This window comes from Streptomyces sp. NPDC006197, from assembly GCF_040613865.1.
Taxonomy (GTDB): Bacteria; Actinomycetota; Actinomycetes; order Streptomycetales; family Streptomycetaceae; genus Streptomyces.
The window spans coordinates 23,185-43,256 of sequence record NZ_JBEXSZ010000064.1 but is presented as its reverse complement, the minus strand read 5'-3'; the positions used below and the strand labels follow the sequence as shown (position 1 = coordinate 43,256).

The window sequence follows — 20,072 nt, the reverse complement described above, 5'->3', positions numbered from 1 at the left end:
CCCATGAAGGTGACGCCGATCATGGCGGTGAGGGTGGCGGCGAGTCCCGCCCACCATCTGCCACGGGGGTTGCCCAGCCGGTGGGCCGTCCACCAACCGGTCCGGACCACCGGGTTCGGGCACCCTGATCCAGGCGGCCTGGTACAGGCGGTCCGGGCGGCCCGGGCACCGGCGTGCGAGGTCGCGCTTCGGGCCGCGGCTCAGTCGGTGTCGGTGTAGGTCTCGTCCCCTGTCGACAGGACGTCGGCGAGTGCGGCGATCGTCTTCGGGCCGACGCGGCAGCAGCCGCCGACGAGGCGGGCTCCCGCTCCGGTCCAGGCGGCGGCCCGGGCCGGGTCGAAGGCCGTGTCCCCGCGCCAGCCCCGCGCCCGGGCGTCCCACCGCTCCCCGCTGTTCGGGTAGACGACGGCCGGCTTCCCGGTCACGGCCACGGCGAGCTCCACGGCGGCCCCCGCCTCGGCCGGGTCGCAGCAGTTCACCCCGACCGCCACGACCTGGTCGTTCCCCGCGGCGACCGCGAAGGCCTCCGCCAGGTCCTGCCCGGCCCGGGTCCGCCCACCGACGACCGTGTACGACAGCCAGACCGGCACCCCGCACCCCTCGGCCGCCCGCAGCAGCGCCTCGGCCTCCTCCGCGTCCGGAACCGTCTCCAGGGCCAGGACGTCCGGCGCCGCCCCGGCGAGCACCTCGATCCGCGGCCGGTGGAACCTCTCCAGCGCCCCCACGGACAACCCGTACCGTCCCCGGTACTCGCTGCCGTCCGCCAGCATCGCCCCGTACGGCCCGACGGACGCGGCGACCCACACCTCCTCCGGGGGCCCCGCCCCCGCCCCCTCCCCCGTCGCCCCTTCCCCCGCTCTTCGGGCCAGTTCCACGCTCCGGCCGAGCAGCCGCGCCGCCTCCTCCCGGCCCGTGCCCCGCCGGGCGAAGCCCTCGAACGTGGCCTGATAGCTGGAGGTGATCAGCACCCGCGCACCGGCCCGCACGTACGCCGTGTGGGCCGCCTCGATCTGCTCGGGCCCGTCGGCGAGGAGCCGAGCGGACCAGAGCGCGTCCGAGAGGTCGCAGCCCTGCGCCTCCAACTGGTTGGACAGCCCGCCGTCGAGGACGAGCACCCCCGCCCCGAGGGCTTCGGCGAGCGTACGGACCGGTCTCATCGGATCACCCCGCTCATCCCAGCTGCGACTGGACCCGGGCGGAGATCAGCTCCAGGTGGTCCAGGTCGTCCAGGTCCAGGACCTGGAGGTAGACCCGGGAGGAGCCGATCGCCGCGTAACGCCCGAGCTTGTCGACGACCTCGGCGGGCGAACCCGCCAGCCCGTTCGCCCTGAGCTCGTCCACGTCCCGCCCGATGGCGGCGGCCCGGCGGGCCACCTCGGCATCGTCCTTGCCGACGCAGACGACCAGCGCGTTCGAGTACACCAGGTCGCCTGCCTGCCTCCCGGCCGCCTCGGCGGCGGCCCGGACCCGGCCGAACTGCCGCTCGCTGTCCTCCACGGATGCGAACGGGATGTTGAACTCGTCCGCGTACCGCGCGGCCAGCCTCGGCGTCCGGCTCGCGCCGTGCCCGCCGATCAGCACCGGGACCCTGGCCTGGGCCGGCTTGGGGAGCGCGGGCGAGTCGGTGAGCTGGTAGTACTCCCCGTGGTAGCTGAAGGTCTTCCCGACCTCGGTCTCCCACAGGCCCGTGACGATCGCCAACTGTTCCTCCAGGCGGCCGAACCTCTCCTTCGGGAAGGGGATGCCGTAGGCCCGGTGCTCCTCCTCGAACCAGCCCGCGCCCAGGCCGAGCTCGACCCGTCCGCCGGACATCCGGTCCACCTGGGCGACCTGGATGGCGAGGACCCCGGGGAGCCGGAAGGTGCCGGCCGTCATCAGCGTGCCGAGCCGGATCCGCTTCGTCTCCCTGGCCAGGCCCGCCAGGGTGATCCAGGCGTCCGTCGGGCCGGGCAGCCCGTCACCGGACCCCATGCCGAGATAGTGGTCGGAGCGGAAGAAGGCGTCGAATCCGAGCTCCTCGGTGGCCCGTGCCACCGTGAGGAGGGTGTCGTAGTCGGCCCCCTGCTGGGGTTCGGTGAAGATGCGAAGATCCATGCCTCCATCCTGCACCGCCGGGTGCGTGTCAACCTCGCCGTCAGCTCCTCGGCCGCTCCAACTCGGTCGGATGAATATCCGGCCCCCTGGCGGGCCGCGTCCGCCCTGGCCAGTGACCGGGGCGCGGCACCCGTCGTTGGCTCGGGCGGAGCCGGACCGCCCGGCCCGCGTGCCGGCGGCCGCTGCCGGTGCGTCTCTCTCGTGGTCCCGTCCTCGGCGGCGGGGCCCGGGCCGAGGAGGCCGCCATGTCCCAGGAAGCCGCGCCGGAGCGGGCCGTGCCCGAACAGCCGGTGTCGCAGTCCGTGCCCGAGCAGAAGGGTGCCGGCGCCCCCAAGGGCCTGCTCCAGCAGATGGAGGAGCTGATGGCGGCGCTCTCCGCCGACCTCTCCCAGCTGGACGCCGATCTCCAGTCCACGTCCGACCGCCTCGCCTCCGAGTCCGCCCCCGAGACCCAGCCGTAGCCGCAGCCGCAGCGCAAGGGCCCTGACACCGGCCAGTACTGGCGCGAGCAGTACCGGCCCGAGCAGCACCGCGAGGAGCGGCGGCTCCCCGCGCACCCCTACCACGACGGGCCCCGCCCCGGGCCCGCTCGGCCTCGGGCGGGGTCGGGCGGGCGGGCGCGCTCCCCGTCGCGCACGGCGAGGCGCCTCAGCATTCCGCGCACCCGGTCGCTCGACTCGTCGGCGGCGTCGATCGCCTCGATGCACTGCCAGTAGAGCCCCTCCTCGTCGGTGGCGCAGGCCACTCCCACGAGCGCGATCCCCACCTCCCCGAGAAGCTCCCCCAGTGCGTTCAACGCTCCCCAGGGGTCCGTGACTTCGGTCAGACGGCCCGCGCGCGGCCCGCCGGAGCCCCAGGTGGGGTATTCCCCGGCCTCGCTCAGTCCCCGCGCCTCGCCGCGCAGCTCCAGCGGTCCGCAGAGCGCGAGGTGACTCCCTATCGCCTGGGCGAGCGCCTGGGCCTGCCAGGCCTCCGCCACGATGTCCTGTGCCGTGCCGCTCTCCGCCAACGCCTGCCGGCCGAGCGCGATGAGTCGCTCCGCTTCCATCAACGCCGCCCCCGTTCGTACGACTTACTGCCCACTCAGTCCACTACCCAGAGTGAGGCCGCCTGAGCCTCGACGCCAGAGGAAATCGGAAATCTGGGGACAGGAGGCCGGACGGGGACAAGTTGATCACTCCGAAGAGTGACGATCTTTCTCCGGGTCGACGTCCGCGGCTCCGTTCCCACCCCCTCCGGCCCGCCTCCGGGCGGGAAATCGGACCTCGTTCCGGTCGATCTTGGCCGCGAGCGCCGCCAGCGGATCGACCCCGAGCACCTGACAGAACTGCAGGAGATAGGCGAGCACGTCCGCCACCTCGTCGGCGACCCGGTGCGCCGTGTCCGGGTCGTCCATCACGTGCTCCGCCTGCTCCGGCGTCAACCACTGGAAGATCTCCAGGAGTTCGGCCGCCTCCACGCTGAGGGCCGCGGCCAGGTTCTTGGGCGTGTGGTAGGGCTGCCAGTCGCGGGCCGCCGCGAACTCGGCCAGCCTGCGCTGCAACCCCGCCACGTCGTTGTTGTCCGTCACCCGCTCAGGTCTACCACCGTCACCCCGGGCGTCCGCCGCGCCTCCCCCGCCGTCCGCTCCCCGACGGCACCCGCCACCCGGATGTGTCCGTCGGCGGCGATGCCCGTCGCGAGCCGGAGGAGTTCGCCCGTCTGGCGCCCGTCGAGCCCCCGGTCCAGGCCGTCGGCGAGCAGCGTCAGGCTCTGCATGGCGTCCGGCACCTCGGCGATCCGGTCCATCTCCAGGACCCCGGGGCCGGTGAGGAGCGTGAGGGCGAGGGCCAGGTAGCGCAGTTCGCCGTCGCCGAGGCGGCCGAGCGGGGTCGCGGGCCGGCCGCCGCGCTCGAGGACGGCGCGGACGGTGCCCTCCGGGAGCTCCTGCACGCCGACTCCGGTGACCGGTCCCGCGCAGCCCGCTCCGGCGACGGCGGCCAGGCGGTGGTGCCGGCGCGGGCAGTCCGTGTGGGTGCGGTGCAGGACCTCGGCGAGATTGCCGCAGCCACGCCGCAGCCGCCCCTCGCCCGGCGGCACGGGGGCCCGCATCCGCTCGGGCCGGGGGTCGCAGGCGAAGGCGGACCTCAGGCCGATGACCACCTGCTCGGCGGCGGCCAGGACCTCCAGTTGTCCCTGGGTCTTGCCCGCGACCCGCAGGGGCAGGAGGGCCGTGCCGAGCAGGTCGTCCGGGAACGGGGCGCGGGTGACGGGGGTGTTGCCGGCCGTGAGCCACTCGGCCTGCACGGTGCTGCGGCCGGGGTCGCGGAGCGCGGTGGCGAGCAGGGTGCGGCCCCGGCCGGTGAGCCGTTCGCCGACGATCCGGAGCCGGGGTTCGGCCTGCACGGCGAGGTCCAGGTGGACGGGGCCTTCGGGTCCGTCCACCGTGCAGCCGATCCGGAAGCCGCGCCGGCCCTGGGCGTCGGGCCGGGCGCGCTCGGGGACGCAGTCGGCGGCGTCGGGGAACACCTCGTCGAGCGGGTCGCCCGCGCCGAGCCTGGCCAGGGCCTCGTACGCCCGCAGGGCGGTGGACTTGCCGCTGCCGCTGGGCCCGGTGAAGAGGGTGACCGGTCCGAGCGCGTGCACGGCGGAACGGTGACCGGCGAACGCGGACAGCCGTAGCTCGGTGACGGCGGGCCGGGCGACGAGTGGCCCGCCCCGGCCCTCCGCCGCGACCGGGCCCTCCACCGCGACCCGGCCCTCCGCCGCGACCGGGCCCCGCGCCTCGGGGACGGAGACGCGGGGCCCCGGGGCGCGGTGTCCCGGAGCACGGGGACCCGACACGCGGGGGCCCGACACGCGGGGGCCCGAGGGCCCCGAAGCGCGGGCAGCGGAAGCGGGCGCGGCGGAAGACGAGGCGCCCGAAGAGCCGACCACGGGGATGCCTACCGCGGGGGCACCGGCCACAGGGGCACCGACCGATGGAAGGCCCACCGGCGGAAGGCCCACCGGCGGAAGGCCGACCGATGGAAGGTCGGCCGGGGCAGGGCCGACCGCGGACGGACTGTCCGGGGCAGAGCCGACCACGGACGGGCCGGCTGAGGTGGAGTCGACCGCGGACGGGCGAACCGGGGAAGGAACGACGTCGGAGGAGTGGGCGTCTGACGTGCGGGCGAGCGTGGAGCCGCCGGTGAGGTCCATGCCCGGACCGTACGCAGATCATTCCCTGACGAACCGTTACGGCGAGATGACCTTCCTACGATCGGGGGACGCCGGCGGTCCTGCCGCCCACGACGTCTTCCTCGTCCTCGCCCTCCGCGCCCTCGACCTCCGTGCCGGCCGGGGCCAGCAGGAAGACGTTCCGGTCGACGCGGTGCATCCCGCTGCCGAGGCCGAAGACGACGCCGCTGCTGAAGTCGAGGATCCGCTTGGCGACCTCGGTGTCGGCGCTCGTCAGGTCGAGGAGCACCGGGATCTGGGCGATGAGGTACTCGGCGACCTCACGGGCGTCGGCGAAGACCTGCACGCGGAGCACGACCATGCGGCGCTGCTCGGCGGATTCGTACTGCTCGGGGATCGTGCGGTGGTCGACCCTGGACGGCCATTCGTCACGGCCGCGCAGGGGCACGACCTGGGCGAGGCCTTCCCACTGCTCGTCGGTGACGTCGTACCTCTCGTACCTACTCATGGGTCCATCCTCCCGCCCCTCACCCGTTCGGCCCAACAACGACACGAGGTGATGACCCGGGGCCGGTCGGCGCCCGGCTCCGGGTCAGCCGGTCCCCTGACCTGCGGCCGCCGGCGGGACGGAGTACGTGACGGTGGCGGAGGCCGCCAGATCGCCCGCCTCGTCCCTGAGTTCGGCGAGGACCACGCAGAGACGCCGGCCGAACTTGGCCATGCGCGCGTGCGTCTGGAGCAGCCCGGGCCGGGGGCGGTTGAGGTAGCTGATCTGGAGCGAGGTGGTGAGCGCCATCGGCGTGGGGCGTCCGAGCCGGGCGTTGATGAGGAGGAAGGCGGCGAGGTCGACGAGTCCGGCCTGTTCGGGGCCGGAGATCGTGCCGCCGGGCCGGGTGCGGAGCCGGGCCCCGTCCGCCTCCATGAGCAGGTGCGTCCCGCTCGCGTCGGTGACGCGGCAGGCCGCGTAGTCCGGGAACTGCCGCTGGACGAGCGCGTTCAGCTCGTCCGGCGACAGCGTGCCGACGTCCGGAGAGGACGCCTGCGGGCGGGGTGTGGAACCCCCGGCGTCCGGAGAGGGCGCCTGCGGGCGGGGTGTGGAACCCCCGGCGTCCGGAGAGGGCGTCTGCGGGCGGCCCGTAGGGTTCCCGGCGTCCGGAAGGGGGGCCTGCTGGCGGGCCGCAGGGCTCCCCGCGTCCGGAAGGGGCGCCTGCGCGCGTGCCGTGGGGCTCCCGGTGTCCCTCATCAGACGAAGCTCTTCGCCAGCCGGCGGAGCCCTTCCCTGATCTCGTCGGCCGAGTGCGTCGTGAACGACAGCCGCATCGCGCCCGGGTCCGGCTCGCCGCAGAAGAACGGCGCGCCCGGCACGTACGCCACCTCGTGGCTGACTGCGGTCTTCAGGAGGGCCGTCGCGTCGCGGCCCGCGGGGAGGGTCACCCAGATGAACATGCCGCCCTCCGGCCTGTTCCACCGGCTGCCCTCGGGCAGGGCGCCCGGCAGGCCTTCGAGCATCGCGTCCCTGCGCTCCTGGTAGGCGGCGCGCATCACGGCGACGTGGGCGTCGAGGTCGCTGTCGCGCAGATAGCGCGCGGCCGCGGCCTGGTCGATGGTCGAGGTGTGCAGGTCGGCGGCCTGCTTGGCGATCACGCAGGCGCGCCGCAGCCCGGCGGGGGCGCGCAGGTAGCCGAGCCGGAGGCCGGGGGCCATCACCTTGGAGAAGGAGCCGAGCAGGACCGTGCGGTCGGCCGCGGCGGGGTCGGCGGCGATGCAGGGCACGCGCTCGCCGTCGTAGCGCAGTTCGCCGTACGGGTCGTCCTCGATGATCCAGAATCCGTGCCGCGCGGCGGCCTCGGCGACGGCGTGGCGGCGCTCGGCGGGGAGCGTGCGGCCGGTGGGGTTCTGGAAGGTGGGGACGATGTAGAGGAGGGTGGCCTTCTCGCGGGCCGCGATCTCCTCCAGGGCCTCGGGGATGATCCCCTGGTCGTCGGTGGGGACGGGGACGACGCGGGCGCCCGCGAAGCCGAAGGTCTGCAGGGCGGCCAGGTAGCAGGGGTCCTCGACGAGGACGACGCTGCCCGGTTCGACGAGCGCGGTGGTGAGGAGCGTGAGGGCCTGCTGCGAGCCGGTGGTGACGAGCAGGTCGTCGGCGTCCGTGGGCAGTTCTCGCGCGGTGAGCCGGGCGGCGATGGCGGTGCGGAGGTCCGGGTCGCCCTCGGTCGTCGAGTACTGGAGGGCGTGCTGCGGGTTCTCCGCGAGGACCCGGTCGTACGCCGCGCGGATCCCCGCGATGTCGAACAGCTCGGGGGCGGGCAGGCCTCCGGCGAACGAGATCACCTCGGGCCGTGCCGTGAGCGCCAGGATCTCCCGTACCGGCGACGAGGCGACGTTGGCCAGCCGGGAGGCGGTGGCCGGCGCGGGCGCGGAGGAGGTGGAGGGGGTGGCGTTCGCGGGCGCGGAGGCGGCAGAAAGCATGGCGCCAGCATATAGAGATTCAAGGCGGTGTCCAGGTCGTTCGATTGCCGCCGGGCGTGGCCGAGTTGACACTCTTCGGAGCCTCGCGCGGGGCGAATTCCCGCCCTGTCAGTGGCTTGCTCCGGACTTGCACCGGGCCTGATTCGGCCACTCTGCGGGCCGTGGATATCCGGCCGTGGGCGGTGAATTCGGAGGGTGGGGTTCCTTCTTCCTTTCTCGCTGGTCGGCACTGGAAGGGCGGGTGGGGCGATCTTCCTCCGTCTTGTCCGACGCGCCGCAGACGGTTCTTGATCGGGTTCTCCGCAGGCCGTGGACGACTCGGGGAAATCAGCCATTCCGGTCCCCGGTCTCATTGATGGACGGCTGTGCCGTGGATAGCGTTCGACCGCTCCACCACCGCGATGTCAGCGGTCTTTCGGGTCAAGTCGAACGAGCGAGGCGAGTGGATCACCATGGCATCTTCCGTTCCCGTCGACGAGGCAGTCGTCGTCCGCACCCCCGAGGAATTCCTCGCCATGCCCGAGGACTACCGCGAGATCGCCGTACGGGGAATGATCGTCAACACCGAGGGCGAACTGTCCGGCGCCGACGACTACATCCAGGTGTTCCTGCCGCTCGCGCCGAACGCCGAGGAACGGCAGGTGTGCGCCGAACGCGCCGTCGAGGAGTACGACCACTACAAGATCGGCAAGAGGGTCCTGGCCGACATCGGCGTGGACACCGGATACATGGAGCAGCAGCGGCTCGCCGACCGTGATCTCTTCGCCGGCCACGAGTTCCACACCTGCACCACCTGGGCGGAGCGCGGAATCTTCTCGTACATCGGCGAGGAGACCGCCATGGTGATGATCTCCGAATTCGCGCAGAGCAGTTACAAGCCGTGGGCCGAGGCGGTGCGCACGATCATTCTCGACGAGAAGGTGCACATCGCGCACGGCGCGCGGGTCTGCCGGAATCTCGCCCGCACCGAGGAGGGCCGTGAGGAACTCCAGCGGGGTCTCGACCGATTGTGGCCGGGATTCAACCGGATCTTCGGCAGCGCGCGTTCGGAGAGGTCGAAGCTCGCGGTCCGCTTCGGTCTCCGGCAGACCACCAACGGGGAGGCGCGCGACATCTGGCGGGCGAAGGTCACGCCGAGGATCGAGAACCTCGGCCTGAAGGTCCCCGAGTAGCCGGTACGGCGCCCGGCCTCCGGCACGTCCAAGAGCCCGTGCCGCCCAGCCCCCCGTACGGCGAGGCGCCCGAACGCCGCCCGGCCCCCGGTGCGACCAAGAGCCCGTACGCCGCCCGGCCCCCGGTGCGACCAAGAGCCCGTACGCCGCCCGGCCCCCGGTACGACCAGGAACCCGTACGCCCCCCGTACGGCCAAGAGCCCGTACACCGCCCACCCCCCGTACGGCCAGAGAGCGCGAGCGCGAGAGAGACACCGAGCAGCAGTCCGACCGAGGAGTCCGCAGCCCATGGCCACCCCCCTGACCATCACCCCGCGCCCGCTCGGCCGCCGTGAGGCGAAGGAGCGCACCGCCGCCCTCCTGGCCGAGCGTCCCGACCTCGCCGAGCGCCTGCACAGGCTGCGCCGTCTCGGCCGGGAGGTGCGCTCGTGCGAGGTCCACCTCACCAACACCTGCAACATCCGCTGCAAGGGCTGCTGGTACTTCGAGGGCGGCTTCGACACCGCGGTGCGCGAGCTCTCGGACGTCGACAAGATCCGTTCCTTCGCCCGCCGGCTGCGGGACGAGGGGGTCAACCAGGCCACGCTGATCGGCGGTGAGCCGACCCTGGTGCTGCGCCGGGTGGAGGCCTTCGTCGAGGAGCTGCCGTACATCACGATCTCGACCAACGGTCTGCGTCCGATGCCCGTGCAGGGCTTCGAGCACATCGCCGTGGCCGTCAGCATCTTCGGCGGCGGGCCGCTCGACGACGACCTGCGGGCCATCCGGGTCAACGGCTCGAAGTTCACCGGCCTGTTCGACACGGCGCTCTCGCACTACAAGGACGACCCGCGCGTCCTGTTCATCTTCGCGCTCTCCGAGGCCGGGCTGCCGTACCTCGAACCGACCGTGCGCAAGATCGCCGAGAACGGCAACATCGTCACCTTCAACTTCTACAGCGAGCACGGCTCGGACAACCCGATCCAGATCGAGAACGAGCGCCGCGTCCTCGACGAGGCCCTGCGGGTCAAGGAGGCGTACCCCGAGGCCGTGGTCAGCCACCCGTACTTCATCCGCAGCCTCATCACCGGCACCTCGCACTGGGGGGCGCGCTTCGGGTACGACGTCTGCCCGAGCCTCAGCGTCGACCATCCCGACCACGAGGAGCGGGTCGCCAACGGCAACCCGGTGATCCCGGGCTTCGCCGCCTGGGGCGCCGACTACGAGTCGCTGCAGTTCTGCTGCACGTCCGGGGACTGCGGCGGCTGCCGCGACAGCCAGGCCGTCTACAGCTGGCTGGTGGTCAGCGCCTCCCGCTTCCTGGACAGCGCCGCGCGCCTGGAGGAGTGGGTGGACATCGCGGAGAGCTACTGGCGCCAGTGGCACTGGTCCCCGTACCACGCCTCGAAGCTCGCCACTCCCTGACCGCAGCCCCGATCCCCACACCACACCGCACGGGAGAGTCATGTCCGAGACATCCGCGACGTCCACGACGCTGGACCGCGCCACCATCGAGCAGTTCATCACCGAGGCCCTCGTCGAACTGGGCGTCGACGAGGGCGACGTCCTGCCGGGGGCCGCGCTCGACGACCTGGAGATCGACTCGCTGGACATGGTCGAGCTCGCCCAGTCCGTCAAGCGGGACCTCGGCGTACCGGTCCGCACGAAGGACTTCGACGGCATCGAGACCGTCGGCCAGATCCTCGAACTGTGCTATCAGAAGGCCGGAGTTGAGTGATCCGCGGCGGGACCGGGAGGTCGTCGTCACCGGTTTCGGCGCGGTCACCCCGCTCGGCGTCGGCGCCGACGTGCTCCACGAGCGCGCCGTCGCCGGGGACACGGCGGTGGCGGGCTCCCATCCGGCCGTCCGGCACGCGGACTTCACCGCCGGCGACCGTCTGCCGCGGAACCTGGTGCGCCGCACCGACCGGTTCACCCAGCTGGCCCTGGTGGCGGCCGAGGAGGCCCTGACCCGGGCCGGGCACCGGACGGGCACCCCGTCCCCCTGGCTCCCCGAGCGCGTCGCCTGTGTCATCGGCTGCGGGCTCGGCGGCACGGCCTCCTTCGAGGCGCAGCGGGAGGTGTACGAGAAGGAGGGCGCCGGGTTCGTCTCGCCGCTGATGATCCCGCAGATGATGGCGAACGCGGCCGCCGCCCACCTCTCCATGCGGCACGGCTTCCGCGGCGAGAGCCTGTGCGTCGCGTCCGCGTGCAGCAGCGGCGCGCAGGCCGTCGGTACGGGGATGCGGCTCCTGGCCTCGGGGGCGGCCGACGCCGTCGTGGTGGGCGGCGCGGAGGCGTCCTCCTCGGACCTGGTGGCGGCCGCCTTCGCGAACGCCGGCGCCCTCTCGCCGAGCGGTTCCTCCCGCCCCTTCGACCGGGACCGCGACGGCTTCGTGATCGGCGAGGGCGCCGGGATCCTCGTCCTGGAGACGGCGGCGGGCGCCGCCCGCCGCGGGGCCGAGGTCCTCGGAGTCGTACGGGGGTACGCGGCGACCTCCGACGCCCATCACGTCACCGCGCCCGCCCCCGACGGCGGGCCCGCGGCCCGGGCGGTCACGCTCGCGCTGCGGGAGGCCTCGGTGGCGCCCGGGGAACTGGCGTACGTCAACGCCCACGGGACCGGGACCGCCCTCAACGACCGTCTGGAGTGCGAGGCGCTGCGGGGCGCCCTCGGCGCCGGCGTCCTCGCGGAGCTGCCGCTCTCCTCCGGCAAGGGCGCCCTCGGGCACCTCTTCGGGGCGGCGGGCGCGGTCGAGGCCATCGCCACCCTCCAGGCGCTGCGGCACGGCGTGGCGCCCCCGACGGCGGGGCTGCGCCACCCCGACCCGGCGCTCGGCCCGCTCGACCTCGTCCGGGCGCCGCGGAAGCTCACCACGCGCGCGCGTACGGGCGTGCTGTACGGCCTCTCCACCTCCTTCGGCTTCGGCGGACACAACGCGGCCCTCGTCCTGGCCGTGGAAGGGCGGTCCTGATGCGCGCGTCCCGCGACCCCCACGGCATCCCCGACCTGCTCGGCTTCTCGGGGCGCCGCTATCTGGTGACCGGGGTCCTCAACGACGACTCGATCGCCTGGCACACCGCGCGGGCGCTCCAGGAGGCGGGCGCGGAGGTCCTGCTGACGGGCTTCGGGCGGACCCGGCGGATCACGGAGGCGGCGGCCTCGGGCCTGCCGTACCCGGCCGACGTCCTGGAGCTCGACGTGACGCGTCCCGAGGACCTGGACGCGCTCACGAAGGAGCTGGAGCGCCGCTGGGGCGCGGTCGACGGCGTCCTGCACGCGATCGCCGCCGCCCCGCAGTCCGCGCTCAGCGGCAACTTCCTCACCACGTCCGTGGAGGACGCGACGCTCGCCCTGCGCACGGCGGCGTTCTCGCTGCACTCGCTGACCACCGCGCTCGCCCCGCTGCTGCGTGAGGGCGGCGGCGCCGGCGCGGCCAGGGGCAGCGTCGTCGGGCTCGACTTCGACTCGTCCGGGGCCTGGCCGGGATACGACTGGATGGGGGTCGGCAAGGCCACGCTCGGCGCGGTCTGCCGCTACCTCGCGCTCTACCTGGGGCACTCCGGCATCCGCGTCAACCTCGTCGCCGCCGGTCCGGTCGAGACCGTGGCCGGGCGGGCCGTCAGCACCTTCGACCGGATCGCCGACCGCTGGGAGCAGGAGGCGCCGCTCGGCTGGAGCCGCGCCGATCCGGCCCGGCTCGTCGGCCCCGTCCTGTTCCTGCTCTCGGACCTGGCGGCCACCGTCACCGGGGAGATCGTGCACGCGGACGGCGGGATGCACGCCGTCCGCATGGGGGTCGGCGCCGTCGGCGAACCCCCGGGCATCGGCGCCCCGCCCCGCGCCGGCAAGGAGGACCGCTCATGACCGCGGCGATCGTCGGCGTCGGCTCGGCGCTGCCCGAACGGGCCGTGCCCAACAGTCACTTCGCCGCCATCGGCTCCTCCGACGAGTGGATCGTCAAGCGGACCGGAATCCGGCAGCGCCACTTCCTGCCGGAGGACGGACACCTCGCCGACCTCGCCCTGGCCGCCTCCCGGACCGCCCTCGCCCAGTCGGGCCGCACCGCGCGCGAGGTGGGGCACGTCGTCGTGGCGACCACGACCCCCGACCGGACGACCCCGGGGCTCGCCGTGGAGGTGGCCGCCCGACTCGGCGCGGACCGGGCCGCCGCGTTCGATCTGCACGCGGCCTGCGCCGGGTTCGTGTACGCCCTGGACCACGCCGTCGCCCTGATCGAGTCGGGCCGGGCGGGCACCGTGCTGGTCTGCGGCGCCGAGGCGCTCACCCGGATCACCGACCACGAGGACCGCTCGACGGCGGTGCTGCTCGGCGACGGCGCCGGGGCGGTGGTCGTGGCGGACGTGGACCCGGGCCCCTCCGTCGGGCCCGCGTTCCGGCTCGGCTCGGACGGGGAGCTGGTTCCGCTGCTCTACGCCGACCGGTACGACCGGAAGCTCCGGATGGACGGCCCCGAGATCTTCGTCCAGGCCGTGGAGCGGATGAGCGAGGCGGCCCGGGACGTCCTCGCGCGGCGGGAACTGACCGCCGACGACGTCGACCTGTTCGTCGCCCACCAGGCCAACGCGCGCATCGTGCGCGCGGTGGGCAAGGAGCTCGGCGTCGCGCCGGAGCGGCTCTACCTGAACGTCGACCGGGTCGCCAACACCTCCTCCGCCTCCATCCCCCTCGCCCTCCACCAGGCCTGGCGGGAGGGCCGCCTCGGCCCGACGGGTCTGCTCGGGGTGGCGGCGTTCGGCGCGGGCGTCACCTGGGGCGCGGGGGTGATCGGCTGGCGCCTGACGGAACCGGGGGCCGAGCCCGTGGAGGCGGGATGAGGACCTCCCCCTTTCCCGTACTCGCCGAGCTCACCGCCCCGGACGGCGCCGCGCTCGTGGTCCGGGTCCACGCGCGCGTCGAGCCGACCGCCCCGGTCGTGGTCGTCCTCCCCGCGATGGGCACCGCCGCCCGCCACTACACCCCGCTGGTACGGGCGCTGCACCGGCGGGGCGCGACCGTGGTGACGACGGACCTGCGGGGCCACGGCGAGAGCACCCCGGTCCCGGCGCGCGGGGTCCGCTTCGGCTACCGCGAGCTCGTCGAGCACGACATCGGCGCGGTCCTCGACGCGGTCGAGCGCGCCTTCCCCCGGGCGCCGAGGCTGCTGCTCGGCCACAGCCTCGGCGGCCAGCTCGGTCTGGTGCACTGCGGGCTTTTCCGGCCGCGCCTCGCGGGGGTCGTCCTGGTGGCCAGCGGTTCGGCGTGGTGGCGCGCGCTCGGCACGGGGACGGATCCCCGGCCGGGGGCTCGGTGGCTCGTACGGAGCCTGCTGTGCGTGGCCGGGGCGGAGCTGCTCGGGTACTGGCCGGGGCACCGGTTCGGCTTCGGCGGGCGCGAGTCCGTGGGCGTGATGCGGGACTGGGCGCGGCAGATGCGGACCGGGCGGTACGGGGCCGGGGGCGCCGCCGCCGACTACGAGGCGGCGCTGGGGCGCGTCGACCTGCCCGTGCTCGCCGTCGACGTCGAGGGCGACGCGCTGGCGCCGCCTCGGGCCGTGGACCACCTGTGCGCGAAGCTCACCTCGGCCCGGGTCCGGCGCTGGAGCTACCGGTCCTCGGACGCCGGCGGCCGGCGGCTCGACCACTTCCGCTGGATCCGGCACAACGCGGGACTCGTCGAACGGATCGCGACGTGGGCGGAGTTCCCGCCGACGACGACGGCCGGGCCGGGCACCGCCCCGGCGGGCGCGGGCGGACCCGGTGCCACCCCGGCGGGCGCGGGCGGGAGGCAGGGCACCGCCGTGACGGGCACGGGCGGACCCGGTGCCACCCCGGCGGGTACGGGCGCGCGGCAGGGCACCGCCCCGGCGGGCGCGGGCGGACCCGGCACCGCCTCGGCGGGCGCGGGCAGACCCGGTGCCACCTCGGCGGGCACGGCCGGACCCGGTGCCGTGCCTTCGGTCCCGGCCGCGGGCCGTGGCAGTACGCCGTCGGGTGCCCGGGCGTGAGGGTGCGAAGCGAGGGGCGCCTCCTGCTCGGCGCGCTGCTGCCCGAGCGGGTGCACTGGGCCGAGGAGACCGGGGCGGTGGACGGCCCCGGGGCGGACGACGACCCCCGTCCCTCGTGGCTCTTCGCCGAGGAGGAGGCCCTGATGGCGCGCGCCACGCCCGGCAGGCGGCGGGAGTTCGCGACGGCCCGGCTCTGCGCCCATCGGGCGCTCGCGGGCCTCGGGGTCGCGGCGGCCCCGCTCCTGCGGGGGCGGCGCGGAGCGCCGGCGTGGCCCGCGGGCACCGTCGGCAGCATCACGCACTGCGCGGGGTACCGGGGCGCGGCGGTGGCGCCGGCCGCCCGTTTCCTCGGCCTCGGCATCGACGCCGAGCCGCACGCGCCGCTGCCGTCCGAGGTCCGTGAGGAGGTGGTCTTCGGCCCGGAGAAGGCGCGGCTGCGCGAGCTGGCCGCCCGGCGGCCGGACATCGCCTGGGACCGGCTGCTGTTCAGTGCCAAGGAGTCCGTCTACAAGGCCTGGAGCGGGTACGGAGGCACCTGGCTCGGCTTCGAGGACGCCGAGGTGTCATGGCGGCTCGACGCGCCCGACGGCCCTCACCAGCCCGCACGCACACGTGACGACCCCTCGCATCCGCCCGCATGCGCGCGTACGGAGCTCCCCCGGGCCTCCGGTCGGTTCCGGGCGCGGATTCTGGTCCCGGTGCCTGTGGGGCCTGGTCCCTTTCCGCGCGTGTTGGCCGGTCGCTGGCTCGTCCGGGAGGGCCTGCTGCTGACCGCGGTCGCCGTCCCCCGCCCCGTACCGCTTCCTCCGCACCGCACGGCCCCGAAGGAGTACCGCTGATGAGCGTCGACGACGGCACCGTTCCCGCGCTGCTCGCCCGGAGCGCGGCCGTGCACCCCGGCAGGACCGCGCTGCGGCTCGGCGCCGAGACGCTGACGTACGGCGCGCTCGACGACCTCGCCCACCGCGCCGCCGCGCTGCTGCACGCGCGCGGGGTCGGCCCCGGCGACCGGGTGGCCCTCATGCTGCCGAACAGCACGCTGTTCGCCGTGCTCTACTACGGCATCCTGCGGGCGGGCGCGATCGTCGTCCCGCTCAATCCGCTGCTGCGGGCGGGCGAGGTCCGCCACTGTCTGGCGGACGCCGAGGCCGCGCTGCTGCTGTCCTGGCACCGGGACGGCGAGGAGGCGGCCGAGGGCGCCCGGCTGGCGGGCACTCCGCACCTCGCGGTCGAACCGGCCGCGTTCACGGCGCTGTTGGCGGACCACGCGCGCGTGGCGCCCGTTTCCCGGGCCCCGGAGGACACGGCGGTCGTGCTCTACACCTCCGGCACGACCGGGGCGCCGAAGGGCGCCGAGCTCACCCACCGCAACATCCGGCGCAACGTCGGCGAAGGCGTGCGGGTCCTGGGGCTCGGTCCCTCGGACGTGGTCTTCGGCGGGCTGCCCCTCTTCCACTCCTTCGGGCAGGTGATCGGGCTCAACTGCGCGGTGTCGGTGGCCGCCTGTCTGACCCTCATGGCCCGCTTCGACCCGGCGGACGCGCTCGCGCTCGTCGCCCGGGACCGGGTCACGGTCTTCCTCGGCGTCCCCACCATGTACGGGCTGCTGCTGCGGCATCCGGACCGCGCGGTCCACGACGTCTCCTCGCTGCGGGTCTGCCTGTGCGGCGGCTCGCCCCTCCCGGTGGCGGTGCTCACCGGTTTCGAGTCCGGCTTCGGCTGCGCGGTCCTCGAGGGGTACGGGCTGTCCGAGTCCTCCCCGCTGGCCTGTGTGAACCGGATCGACCGGCCGCGCTCCCCCGGCACGATCGGCATCCCGATCGAGGGCGTGGAGATGCGGGTGGTGGACCGGGACGGCAAGGAGGTCCCGGACGGCGAGGTCGGCGAGCTCGTCATCCGGGGGCACAACGTCATGAAGGGCTACTGGCGCCGTCCGGAGGCCACCGCCGAGACGGTACGGGACGGCTGGCTGCACACCGGCGACCTGGGCACCCGGGACGCGTCCGGCGACTTCCGGGTGGTCGACCGCCTCAAGGACGTCGTGATCCGGGGCGGGTTCAACGTGTATCCGAGGGAGGTGGAGGAGGTACTCCACCTCCACCCGGGCGTGGCGGAGGCCGCCGTCCTCGGCGTCCCGCACCCGGTGCACGGGCAGGAGGTCGCCGCCGCGGTCGTCCTGCGGCCCGGCGGCCGGGTCTCCCCCGCCGAGCTGCGCGCCCATGTGCGGGAGCGGCTCGCCCCGTACAAGTACCCGCGCCGGATCTGGCTCACGGACGCCCTCCCGAAGGGGCCGACGGGGAAGGTCCTCAAGCGGGCGATCGTCCCGCCGGAGGGTGCGTAGCGGGCCGCGCCGGTCAGGCCGAGGAGTCGTCCGCGTCCGCCCACAGGGAGCGCACGTGGCCGAGGTGGCGGTGCATGCACGCCTCGGCGCCGGGCGCGTCCCCGGCGATCATCAGGTCGAGGAGTTCGAGGTGCTCCTCTGCGGAGGAGACGAGCTTGCCGGCCTCGTCGAGGCCGGTCAGTCCGTAGAGCCGGGAGCGCTTGCGCAGGTCGCCGACGGTCTCGACGAGCCGGTCGTTCCCGGACAGGGCGAGCAGCGCGAGGTGGAAGCGGCGGTCCGCCTCCAGGTAGCCGATGAGGTCGTGCTCGCGGGCGCGCGAGACGATCTCCTCGGCGACCGGGCGCAGCTCCTCCAGCCGCTCCCGGGCGGCGCTGCGGGTGACCCGGCCGATGGTGGGGACCTCGATGAGGGTCCGCAGCTCCGTGTACTGGTCGAGGTCCCGCTCGCTGACCTCGGTGATGCGGAAGCCCTTGTTGCGGACGGGCTCGACCAGGCCCTCGCGGGCCAGGTCGAGCATGGCCTCGCGGACCGGGGTCGCGGAGACGCCGAGGTCGCTCGCGAGGCCGGGGGCCGAGTAGACCTGGCCGGGGCGCAGTTCCCCGGCGATCAGGGCGGCGCGAAGGGCGTGGCCGACCTGGTCGCGGAGCCGTTCCTGGGCTCTGACGAGGCCGTACTGCTTCAGGTCACCCATCGTGCGTCCTCCGAGAAGTCACGGGGGAGCATCGTACAATGTCACGTTTCCCTGACCGGCCCGAGTGACCCCGAGCGCCCCCCGAGTGCCCCCGGGCGACTCAGAGCAGGAATCCGGCGGGGAACGGGTCGTCGGGGTCGAGGAAGTACTGGGCCGTGCCGGTGATCCAGGCGCGGCCGGTGACGGTGGGGACGACGGCGGGCAGCCCGCCCACGACCGTCTCGCCGACGATCCGTCCGGTGAACTCGGTGCCGATGAAGGACTCGTTGACGAAGTCGGCGTGCGGGGCGAGGAGTCCGCGCGCGTGCAGCTGGGCCATGCGGGCGCTGGTGCCCGTGCCGCACGGGGAGCGGTCGAACCAGCCGGGGTGGATGGCCATGGCGTGGCGCGAACGGGTCGCGTCGGAGCCGGGCGCGGTCAGGTAGACGTGCTTCACTCCGGCGAAGGCCGGGTTCTCGGGGTGGACGGGCCGGTCGGGGCCGGCGTTGACGGCGTCCATGATCGCGAGCCCGGCGGCGAGCAGCTCGTCCTTGTGGGCGCGGTCGAAGGGCAGGCCCAGCGAGTCGAGGTCGACGAAGGCGTAGAAGTTGCCTCCGTACGCGAGGTCGTAGGTGACCGTGCCGTACCCGGGCACGTCCGCCTTGAGGTCGAGGCCGACGGAGAAGGCGGGCACGTTGGTGAGGGTCACGGAGCGGGCCCGGCCGTCCTCGACGCGGACGTCGACGCTCACGAGCCCGGCGGGGGTGTCGAGTCGGACGGTGGTGACCGGTTCGACGACCGGCACCATGCCCGTCTCGACGAGGACGGTGGCGACGCCGATGGTGCCGTGACCGCACATCGGCAGCAGGCCGGACACCTCGATGTAGAGGACGCCGTAGTCGGCGTCGGGGCGGGTGGGCGGCTGGAGGATCGCGCCGCTCATCGCCGCGTGGCCGCGCGGTTCGTACATGAGGAGGGTGCGGACGTGGTCGAGGTGCTCGGCGAAGTGGAGCCGCTTCTCGGCCATGGTGGCGCCGGGGACGAGGCCGAAGCCGCCGGTGATGACGCGGGTGGGCATGCCTTCGGTGTGGGAGTCCACCGCGTGGTAGACGTGGCGGGTGCGCATGGGGTCCCCTTCGGACGGGCGGATTGAGGGCCGGGCTGATTGAGGGGCGTACGGGCTCAGGGGCGTACGGGCTCAGGGGCGTACGCGCTCGGGGCGTACTGGCCTCACGGGCGTACGGCGTGCGGAGTGGAGGTCCTACGCGTGGCCCTCGGCGAGGGCCTTCTCCGTGGCGGCGCGCACGACGGCCTCCTGTTCGGGGGTGAGCGGGTGGCGGGGCGGGCGGGTGGGGCCGCCGGTGTGGCCGGCGAGGTCCATGGAGAGCTTGATCGCCTGGACGAACTCGGTCTTGGAGTCCCAACGCAGCAAAGAGTGCAGGGACCTGTAGAGCGGCAGCGCGACGGCGAGGTCGCCCGCGACGGCGGCGCGGTAGAGGGTGGCGCAGGCGCGCGGGAGGGCGTTGGGGTAGCCGGCGATCCAGCCGACCGCGCCCGCCACGGCCAGCTCCAGGAGGACGTCGTCGGCACCGATCAGCAGGTCGAGGCCGGGGGCGAGTTCGGCGAGCTCGTAGGCGCGGCGGACGTCGCCGCTGAACTCCTTGACCGCGACGATGCTGCCGTCGGCGTGCAGCCGCGCGAGCAGGTCGGGGGTGAGGTCGACCTTGGTGTCGTAGGGGTTGTTGTAGGCGACGACCGGCAGTCCGGCGCCGGCCACCTCGGCGTAGTGGGCGCGTACGGACCGTTCGTCGGCGCGGTAGGCGTTGGGCGGCAGGAGGAGGACCGAGCCGCAGCCGGCCTCGGCGGCCTGTTCGGCCCAGCGGCGGGCCTCGGCGCTGCCGTACGCGGAGACGCCGGGCATGACCCTGGCCCCGTCGCCGGCCGCTTCGACGGCGGTACGGACGACCCGGGCGCGCTCCGTGTCGGTGAGGGTCTGGTACTCGCCGAGGGAGCCGTTCGGGACGACGCCGTCGCAGCCCTCGGCGATCAGCCGGGCGACGTGCTCGGCGTAGGCGTCGTGGTCGACGGAGAGGTCCGCGCGGAAGGGGAGGGTGGTGGCGACCATGATCCCGCGCCAGGGGCGGTCGGTGTTCCAGGTGGTGGTCATGTCGATGACCTTT

General features: G+C 74.3%; 21 protein-coding genes. 10 read left to right on the top strand and 11 right to left on the bottom strand.

From position 1 onward, the window contains the following. Nucleotides 1-200: 200 nt before the first annotated feature. Together mmuM and ABZ318_RS20925 are read right to left on the bottom strand one after the other, a co-directional pair. Nucleotides 201-1,157 carry a homocysteine S-methyltransferase gene (mmuM, locus tag ABZ318_RS20930; RefSeq protein WP_356903968.1) on the bottom strand — a complete coding sequence of 319 codons (957 nt, stop codon included), beginning with the start codon at nt 1,155-1,157 and terminating at the stop codon, nt 201-203. 13 nt (nt 1,158-1,170) lie between these two features. Continuing rightward, on the bottom strand, nt 1,171-2,094 hold the full coding sequence (locus ABZ318_RS20925; RefSeq protein WP_356903967.1) for an LLM class F420-dependent oxidoreductase: 924 nt from the start codon (nt 2,092-2,094) through the stop codon (nt 1,171-1,173). Between the two features lie 245 nt (nt 2,095-2,339). Between ABZ318_RS20925 and ABZ318_RS20920 the strand changes: the two genes are divergently transcribed. Next, complete coding sequence (locus ABZ318_RS20920; protein ID WP_356903966.1) at nt 2,340-2,555, top strand: hypothetical protein; 216 nt, start codon at nt 2,340-2,342, stop codon at nt 2,553-2,555. Between the two features lie 98 nt (nt 2,556-2,653). Here the strand turns inward: ABZ318_RS20920 and ABZ318_RS20915 are convergent, their stop codons facing one another. The 6 genes from ABZ318_RS20915 to ABZ318_RS20890 form a co-directional block, all read right to left on the bottom strand. Continuing rightward, nucleotides 2,654-3,142 (bottom strand): DUF6099 family protein, encoded by a 489-nt coding sequence (locus tag ABZ318_RS20915; RefSeq protein ID WP_356903965.1) that lies wholly within the window; start codon nt 3,140-3,142, stop codon nt 2,654-2,656. Between the two features lie 126 nt (nt 3,143-3,268). Continuing rightward, nucleotides 3,269-3,664 carry a nucleotide pyrophosphohydrolase gene (locus ABZ318_RS20910; protein WP_356903964.1) on the bottom strand — a complete coding sequence of 132 codons (396 nt, stop codon included), beginning with the start codon at nt 3,662-3,664 and terminating at the stop codon, nt 3,269-3,271. After that, on the bottom strand, nt 3,661-4,821 hold the full coding sequence (locus ABZ318_RS20905) for an ATP-binding protein (protein ID WP_356903969.1): 1,161 nt from the start codon (nt 4,819-4,821) through the stop codon (nt 3,661-3,663). The genes ABZ318_RS20910 and ABZ318_RS20905 overlap by 4 nt, the downstream gene beginning before the upstream one ends. Nucleotides 4,822-5,329: 508 nt before the next feature. After that, complete coding sequence (locus ABZ318_RS20900; RefSeq protein ID WP_123455883.1) at nt 5,330-5,761, bottom strand: cell division protein SepF; 432 nt, start codon at nt 5,759-5,761, stop codon at nt 5,330-5,332. Nucleotides 5,762-5,845: 84 nt separating this feature from the next. Then, nucleotides 5,846-6,496, bottom strand: a complete 651-nt coding sequence (locus ABZ318_RS20895) for a hotdog domain-containing protein (protein WP_356903963.1) — start codon at nt 6,494-6,496, stop codon at nt 5,846-5,848. Beyond that, nucleotides 6,496-7,722, bottom strand: a complete 1,227-nt coding sequence (locus tag ABZ318_RS20890) for a PLP-dependent aminotransferase family protein (RefSeq protein ID WP_356903962.1) — start codon at nt 7,720-7,722, stop codon at nt 6,496-6,498. Before ABZ318_RS20890 ends, ABZ318_RS20895 begins: the two co-directional genes overlap by 1 nt. Before the next feature lie 452 nt (nt 7,723-8,174). Here ABZ318_RS20890 and ABZ318_RS20885 point away from each other — a divergent pair, with 452 nt between their 5' ends. From ABZ318_RS20885 to ABZ318_RS20845, 9 genes are all read left to right on the top strand, one after another. After that, entirely contained in the window at nt 8,175-8,894 is a 720-nt protein-coding gene (locus ABZ318_RS20885; RefSeq protein ID WP_356903961.1) for a Phenylacetic acid catabolic protein, read from the top strand. 288 nt (nt 8,895-9,182) lie between these two features. Then, nucleotides 9,183-10,298, top strand: a complete 1,116-nt coding sequence (locus tag ABZ318_RS20880; protein WP_356903960.1) for a radical SAM protein — start codon at nt 9,183-9,185, stop codon at nt 10,296-10,298. 40 nt (nt 10,299-10,338) lie between these two features. Beyond that, the gene (locus ABZ318_RS20875) at nt 10,339-10,611 is read left to right on the top strand and encodes a phosphopantetheine-binding protein (protein WP_356903959.1); all 273 of its coding nucleotides are present in this window, start codon (nt 10,339-10,341) and stop codon (nt 10,609-10,611) included. Further along, nucleotides 10,604-11,848, top strand: a complete 1,245-nt coding sequence (locus tag ABZ318_RS20870) for a beta-ketoacyl-[acyl-carrier-protein] synthase family protein (protein WP_356903958.1) — start codon at nt 10,604-10,606, stop codon at nt 11,846-11,848. The genes ABZ318_RS20875 and ABZ318_RS20870 overlap by 8 nt, the downstream gene beginning before the upstream one ends. Continuing rightward, nucleotides 11,848-12,741: an enoyl-ACP reductase FabI gene (fabI, locus tag ABZ318_RS20865; RefSeq protein ID WP_356903957.1), complete on the top strand. Its 894-nt coding sequence runs from the start codon at nt 11,848-11,850 to the stop codon at nt 12,739-12,741. The genes ABZ318_RS20870 and fabI overlap by 1 nt, the downstream gene beginning before the upstream one ends. Next, complete coding sequence (locus tag ABZ318_RS20860) at nt 12,738-13,712, top strand: beta-ketoacyl-ACP synthase III (protein WP_356903956.1); 975 nt, start codon at nt 12,738-12,740, stop codon at nt 13,710-13,712. Before fabI ends, ABZ318_RS20860 begins: the two co-directional genes overlap by 4 nt. Further along, on the top strand, nt 13,709-14,881 hold the full coding sequence (locus tag ABZ318_RS20855; protein ID WP_356903955.1) for an alpha/beta fold hydrolase: 1,173 nt from the start codon (nt 13,709-13,711) through the stop codon (nt 14,879-14,881). Before ABZ318_RS20860 ends, ABZ318_RS20855 begins: the two co-directional genes overlap by 4 nt. After that, nucleotides 14,878-15,720, top strand: coding sequence for a 4'-phosphopantetheinyl transferase superfamily protein (locus tag ABZ318_RS20850; RefSeq protein WP_356903954.1), 843 nt, complete (start codon nt 14,878-14,880; stop codon nt 15,718-15,720). The genes ABZ318_RS20855 and ABZ318_RS20850 overlap by 4 nt, the downstream gene beginning before the upstream one ends. Then, complete coding sequence (locus tag ABZ318_RS20845; protein ID WP_356903953.1) at nt 15,720-17,222, top strand: long-chain fatty acid--CoA ligase; 1,503 nt, start codon at nt 15,720-15,722, stop codon at nt 17,220-17,222. Before ABZ318_RS20850 ends, ABZ318_RS20845 begins: the two co-directional genes overlap by 1 nt. Nucleotides 17,223-17,235: 13 nt before the next feature. Here the strand turns inward: ABZ318_RS20845 and ABZ318_RS20840 are convergent, their stop codons facing one another. From ABZ318_RS20840 to ABZ318_RS20830, 3 genes are all read right to left on the bottom strand, one after another. Beyond that, nucleotides 17,236-17,913: a GntR family transcriptional regulator gene (locus ABZ318_RS20840; RefSeq protein WP_356903952.1), complete on the bottom strand. Its 678-nt coding sequence runs from the start codon at nt 17,911-17,913 to the stop codon at nt 17,236-17,238. A 100-nt stretch (nt 17,914-18,013) separates the two neighbouring features. Further along, nucleotides 18,014-19,018 carry a proline racemase family protein gene (locus ABZ318_RS20835; RefSeq protein ID WP_356903951.1) on the bottom strand — a complete coding sequence of 335 codons (1,005 nt, stop codon included), beginning with the start codon at nt 19,016-19,018 and terminating at the stop codon, nt 18,014-18,016. A 135-nt stretch (nt 19,019-19,153) separates the two neighbouring features. Then, nucleotides 19,154-20,059 (bottom strand): dihydrodipicolinate synthase family protein, encoded by a 906-nt coding sequence (locus ABZ318_RS20830; protein ID WP_356903950.1) that lies wholly within the window; start codon nt 20,057-20,059, stop codon nt 19,154-19,156. Nucleotides 20,060-20,072 lie beyond the last annotated feature (13 nt).

Excerpts from the sequence above, each read along its gene's own strand:
- ABZ318_RS20855 (WP_356903955.1), top strand. The coding sequence starts at position 13,709 with ATGAGGACCTCCCCCTTTCCCGTACTCGCCGAGCTCACCGCCCCGGAC.
- ABZ318_RS20875 (WP_356903959.1), top strand. The coding sequence starts at position 10,339 with ATGTCCGAGACATCCGCGACGTCCACGACGCTGGACCGCGCCACCATC.
- ABZ318_RS20900 (WP_123455883.1), bottom strand. The coding sequence starts at position 5,761 with ATGAGTAGGTACGAGAGGTACGACGTCACCGACGAGCAGTGGGAAGGC.
- ABZ318_RS20835 (WP_356903951.1), bottom strand. The coding sequence starts at position 19,018 with ATGCGCACCCGCCACGTCTACCACGCGGTGGACTCCCACACCGAAGGC.
- ABZ318_RS20895 (WP_356903963.1), bottom strand. The coding sequence starts at position 6,496 with ATGAGGGACACCGGGAGCCCCACGGCACGCGCGCAGGCGCCCCTTCCG.
- ABZ318_RS20880 (WP_356903960.1), top strand. The coding sequence starts at position 9,183 with ATGGCCACCCCCCTGACCATCACCCCGCGCCCGCTCGGCCGCCGTGAG.
- mmuM (WP_356903968.1), bottom strand. The coding sequence starts at position 1,157 with ATGAGACCGGTCCGTACGCTCGCCGAAGCCCTCGGGGCGGGGGTGCTC.
- ABZ318_RS20860 (WP_356903956.1), top strand. The coding sequence starts at position 12,738 with ATGACCGCGGCGATCGTCGGCGTCGGCTCGGCGCTGCCCGAACGGGCC.
- ABZ318_RS20925 (WP_356903967.1), bottom strand. The coding sequence starts at position 2,094 with ATGGATCTTCGCATCTTCACCGAACCCCAGCAGGGGGCCGACTACGAC.
- fabI (WP_356903957.1), top strand. The coding sequence starts at position 11,848 with ATGCGCGCGTCCCGCGACCCCCACGGCATCCCCGACCTGCTCGGCTTC.
- ABZ318_RS20890 (WP_356903962.1), bottom strand. The coding sequence starts at position 7,722 with ATGCTTTCTGCCGCCTCCGCGCCCGCGAACGCCACCCCCTCCACCTCC.
- ABZ318_RS20840 (WP_356903952.1), bottom strand. The coding sequence starts at position 17,913 with ATGGGTGACCTGAAGCAGTACGGCCTCGTCAGAGCCCAGGAACGGCTC.
- ABZ318_RS20845 (WP_356903953.1), top strand. The coding sequence starts at position 15,720 with ATGAGCGTCGACGACGGCACCGTTCCCGCGCTGCTCGCCCGGAGCGCG.
- ABZ318_RS20920 (WP_356903966.1), top strand. The coding sequence starts at position 2,340 with ATGTCCCAGGAAGCCGCGCCGGAGCGGGCCGTGCCCGAACAGCCGGTG.
- ABZ318_RS20915 (WP_356903965.1), bottom strand. The coding sequence starts at position 3,142 with ATGGAAGCGGAGCGACTCATCGCGCTCGGCCGGCAGGCGTTGGCGGAG.
- ABZ318_RS20830 (WP_356903950.1), bottom strand. The coding sequence starts at position 20,059 with ATGACCACCACCTGGAACACCGACCGCCCCTGGCGCGGGATCATGGTC.
- ABZ318_RS20885 (WP_356903961.1), top strand. The coding sequence starts at position 8,175 with ATGGCATCTTCCGTTCCCGTCGACGAGGCAGTCGTCGTCCGCACCCCC.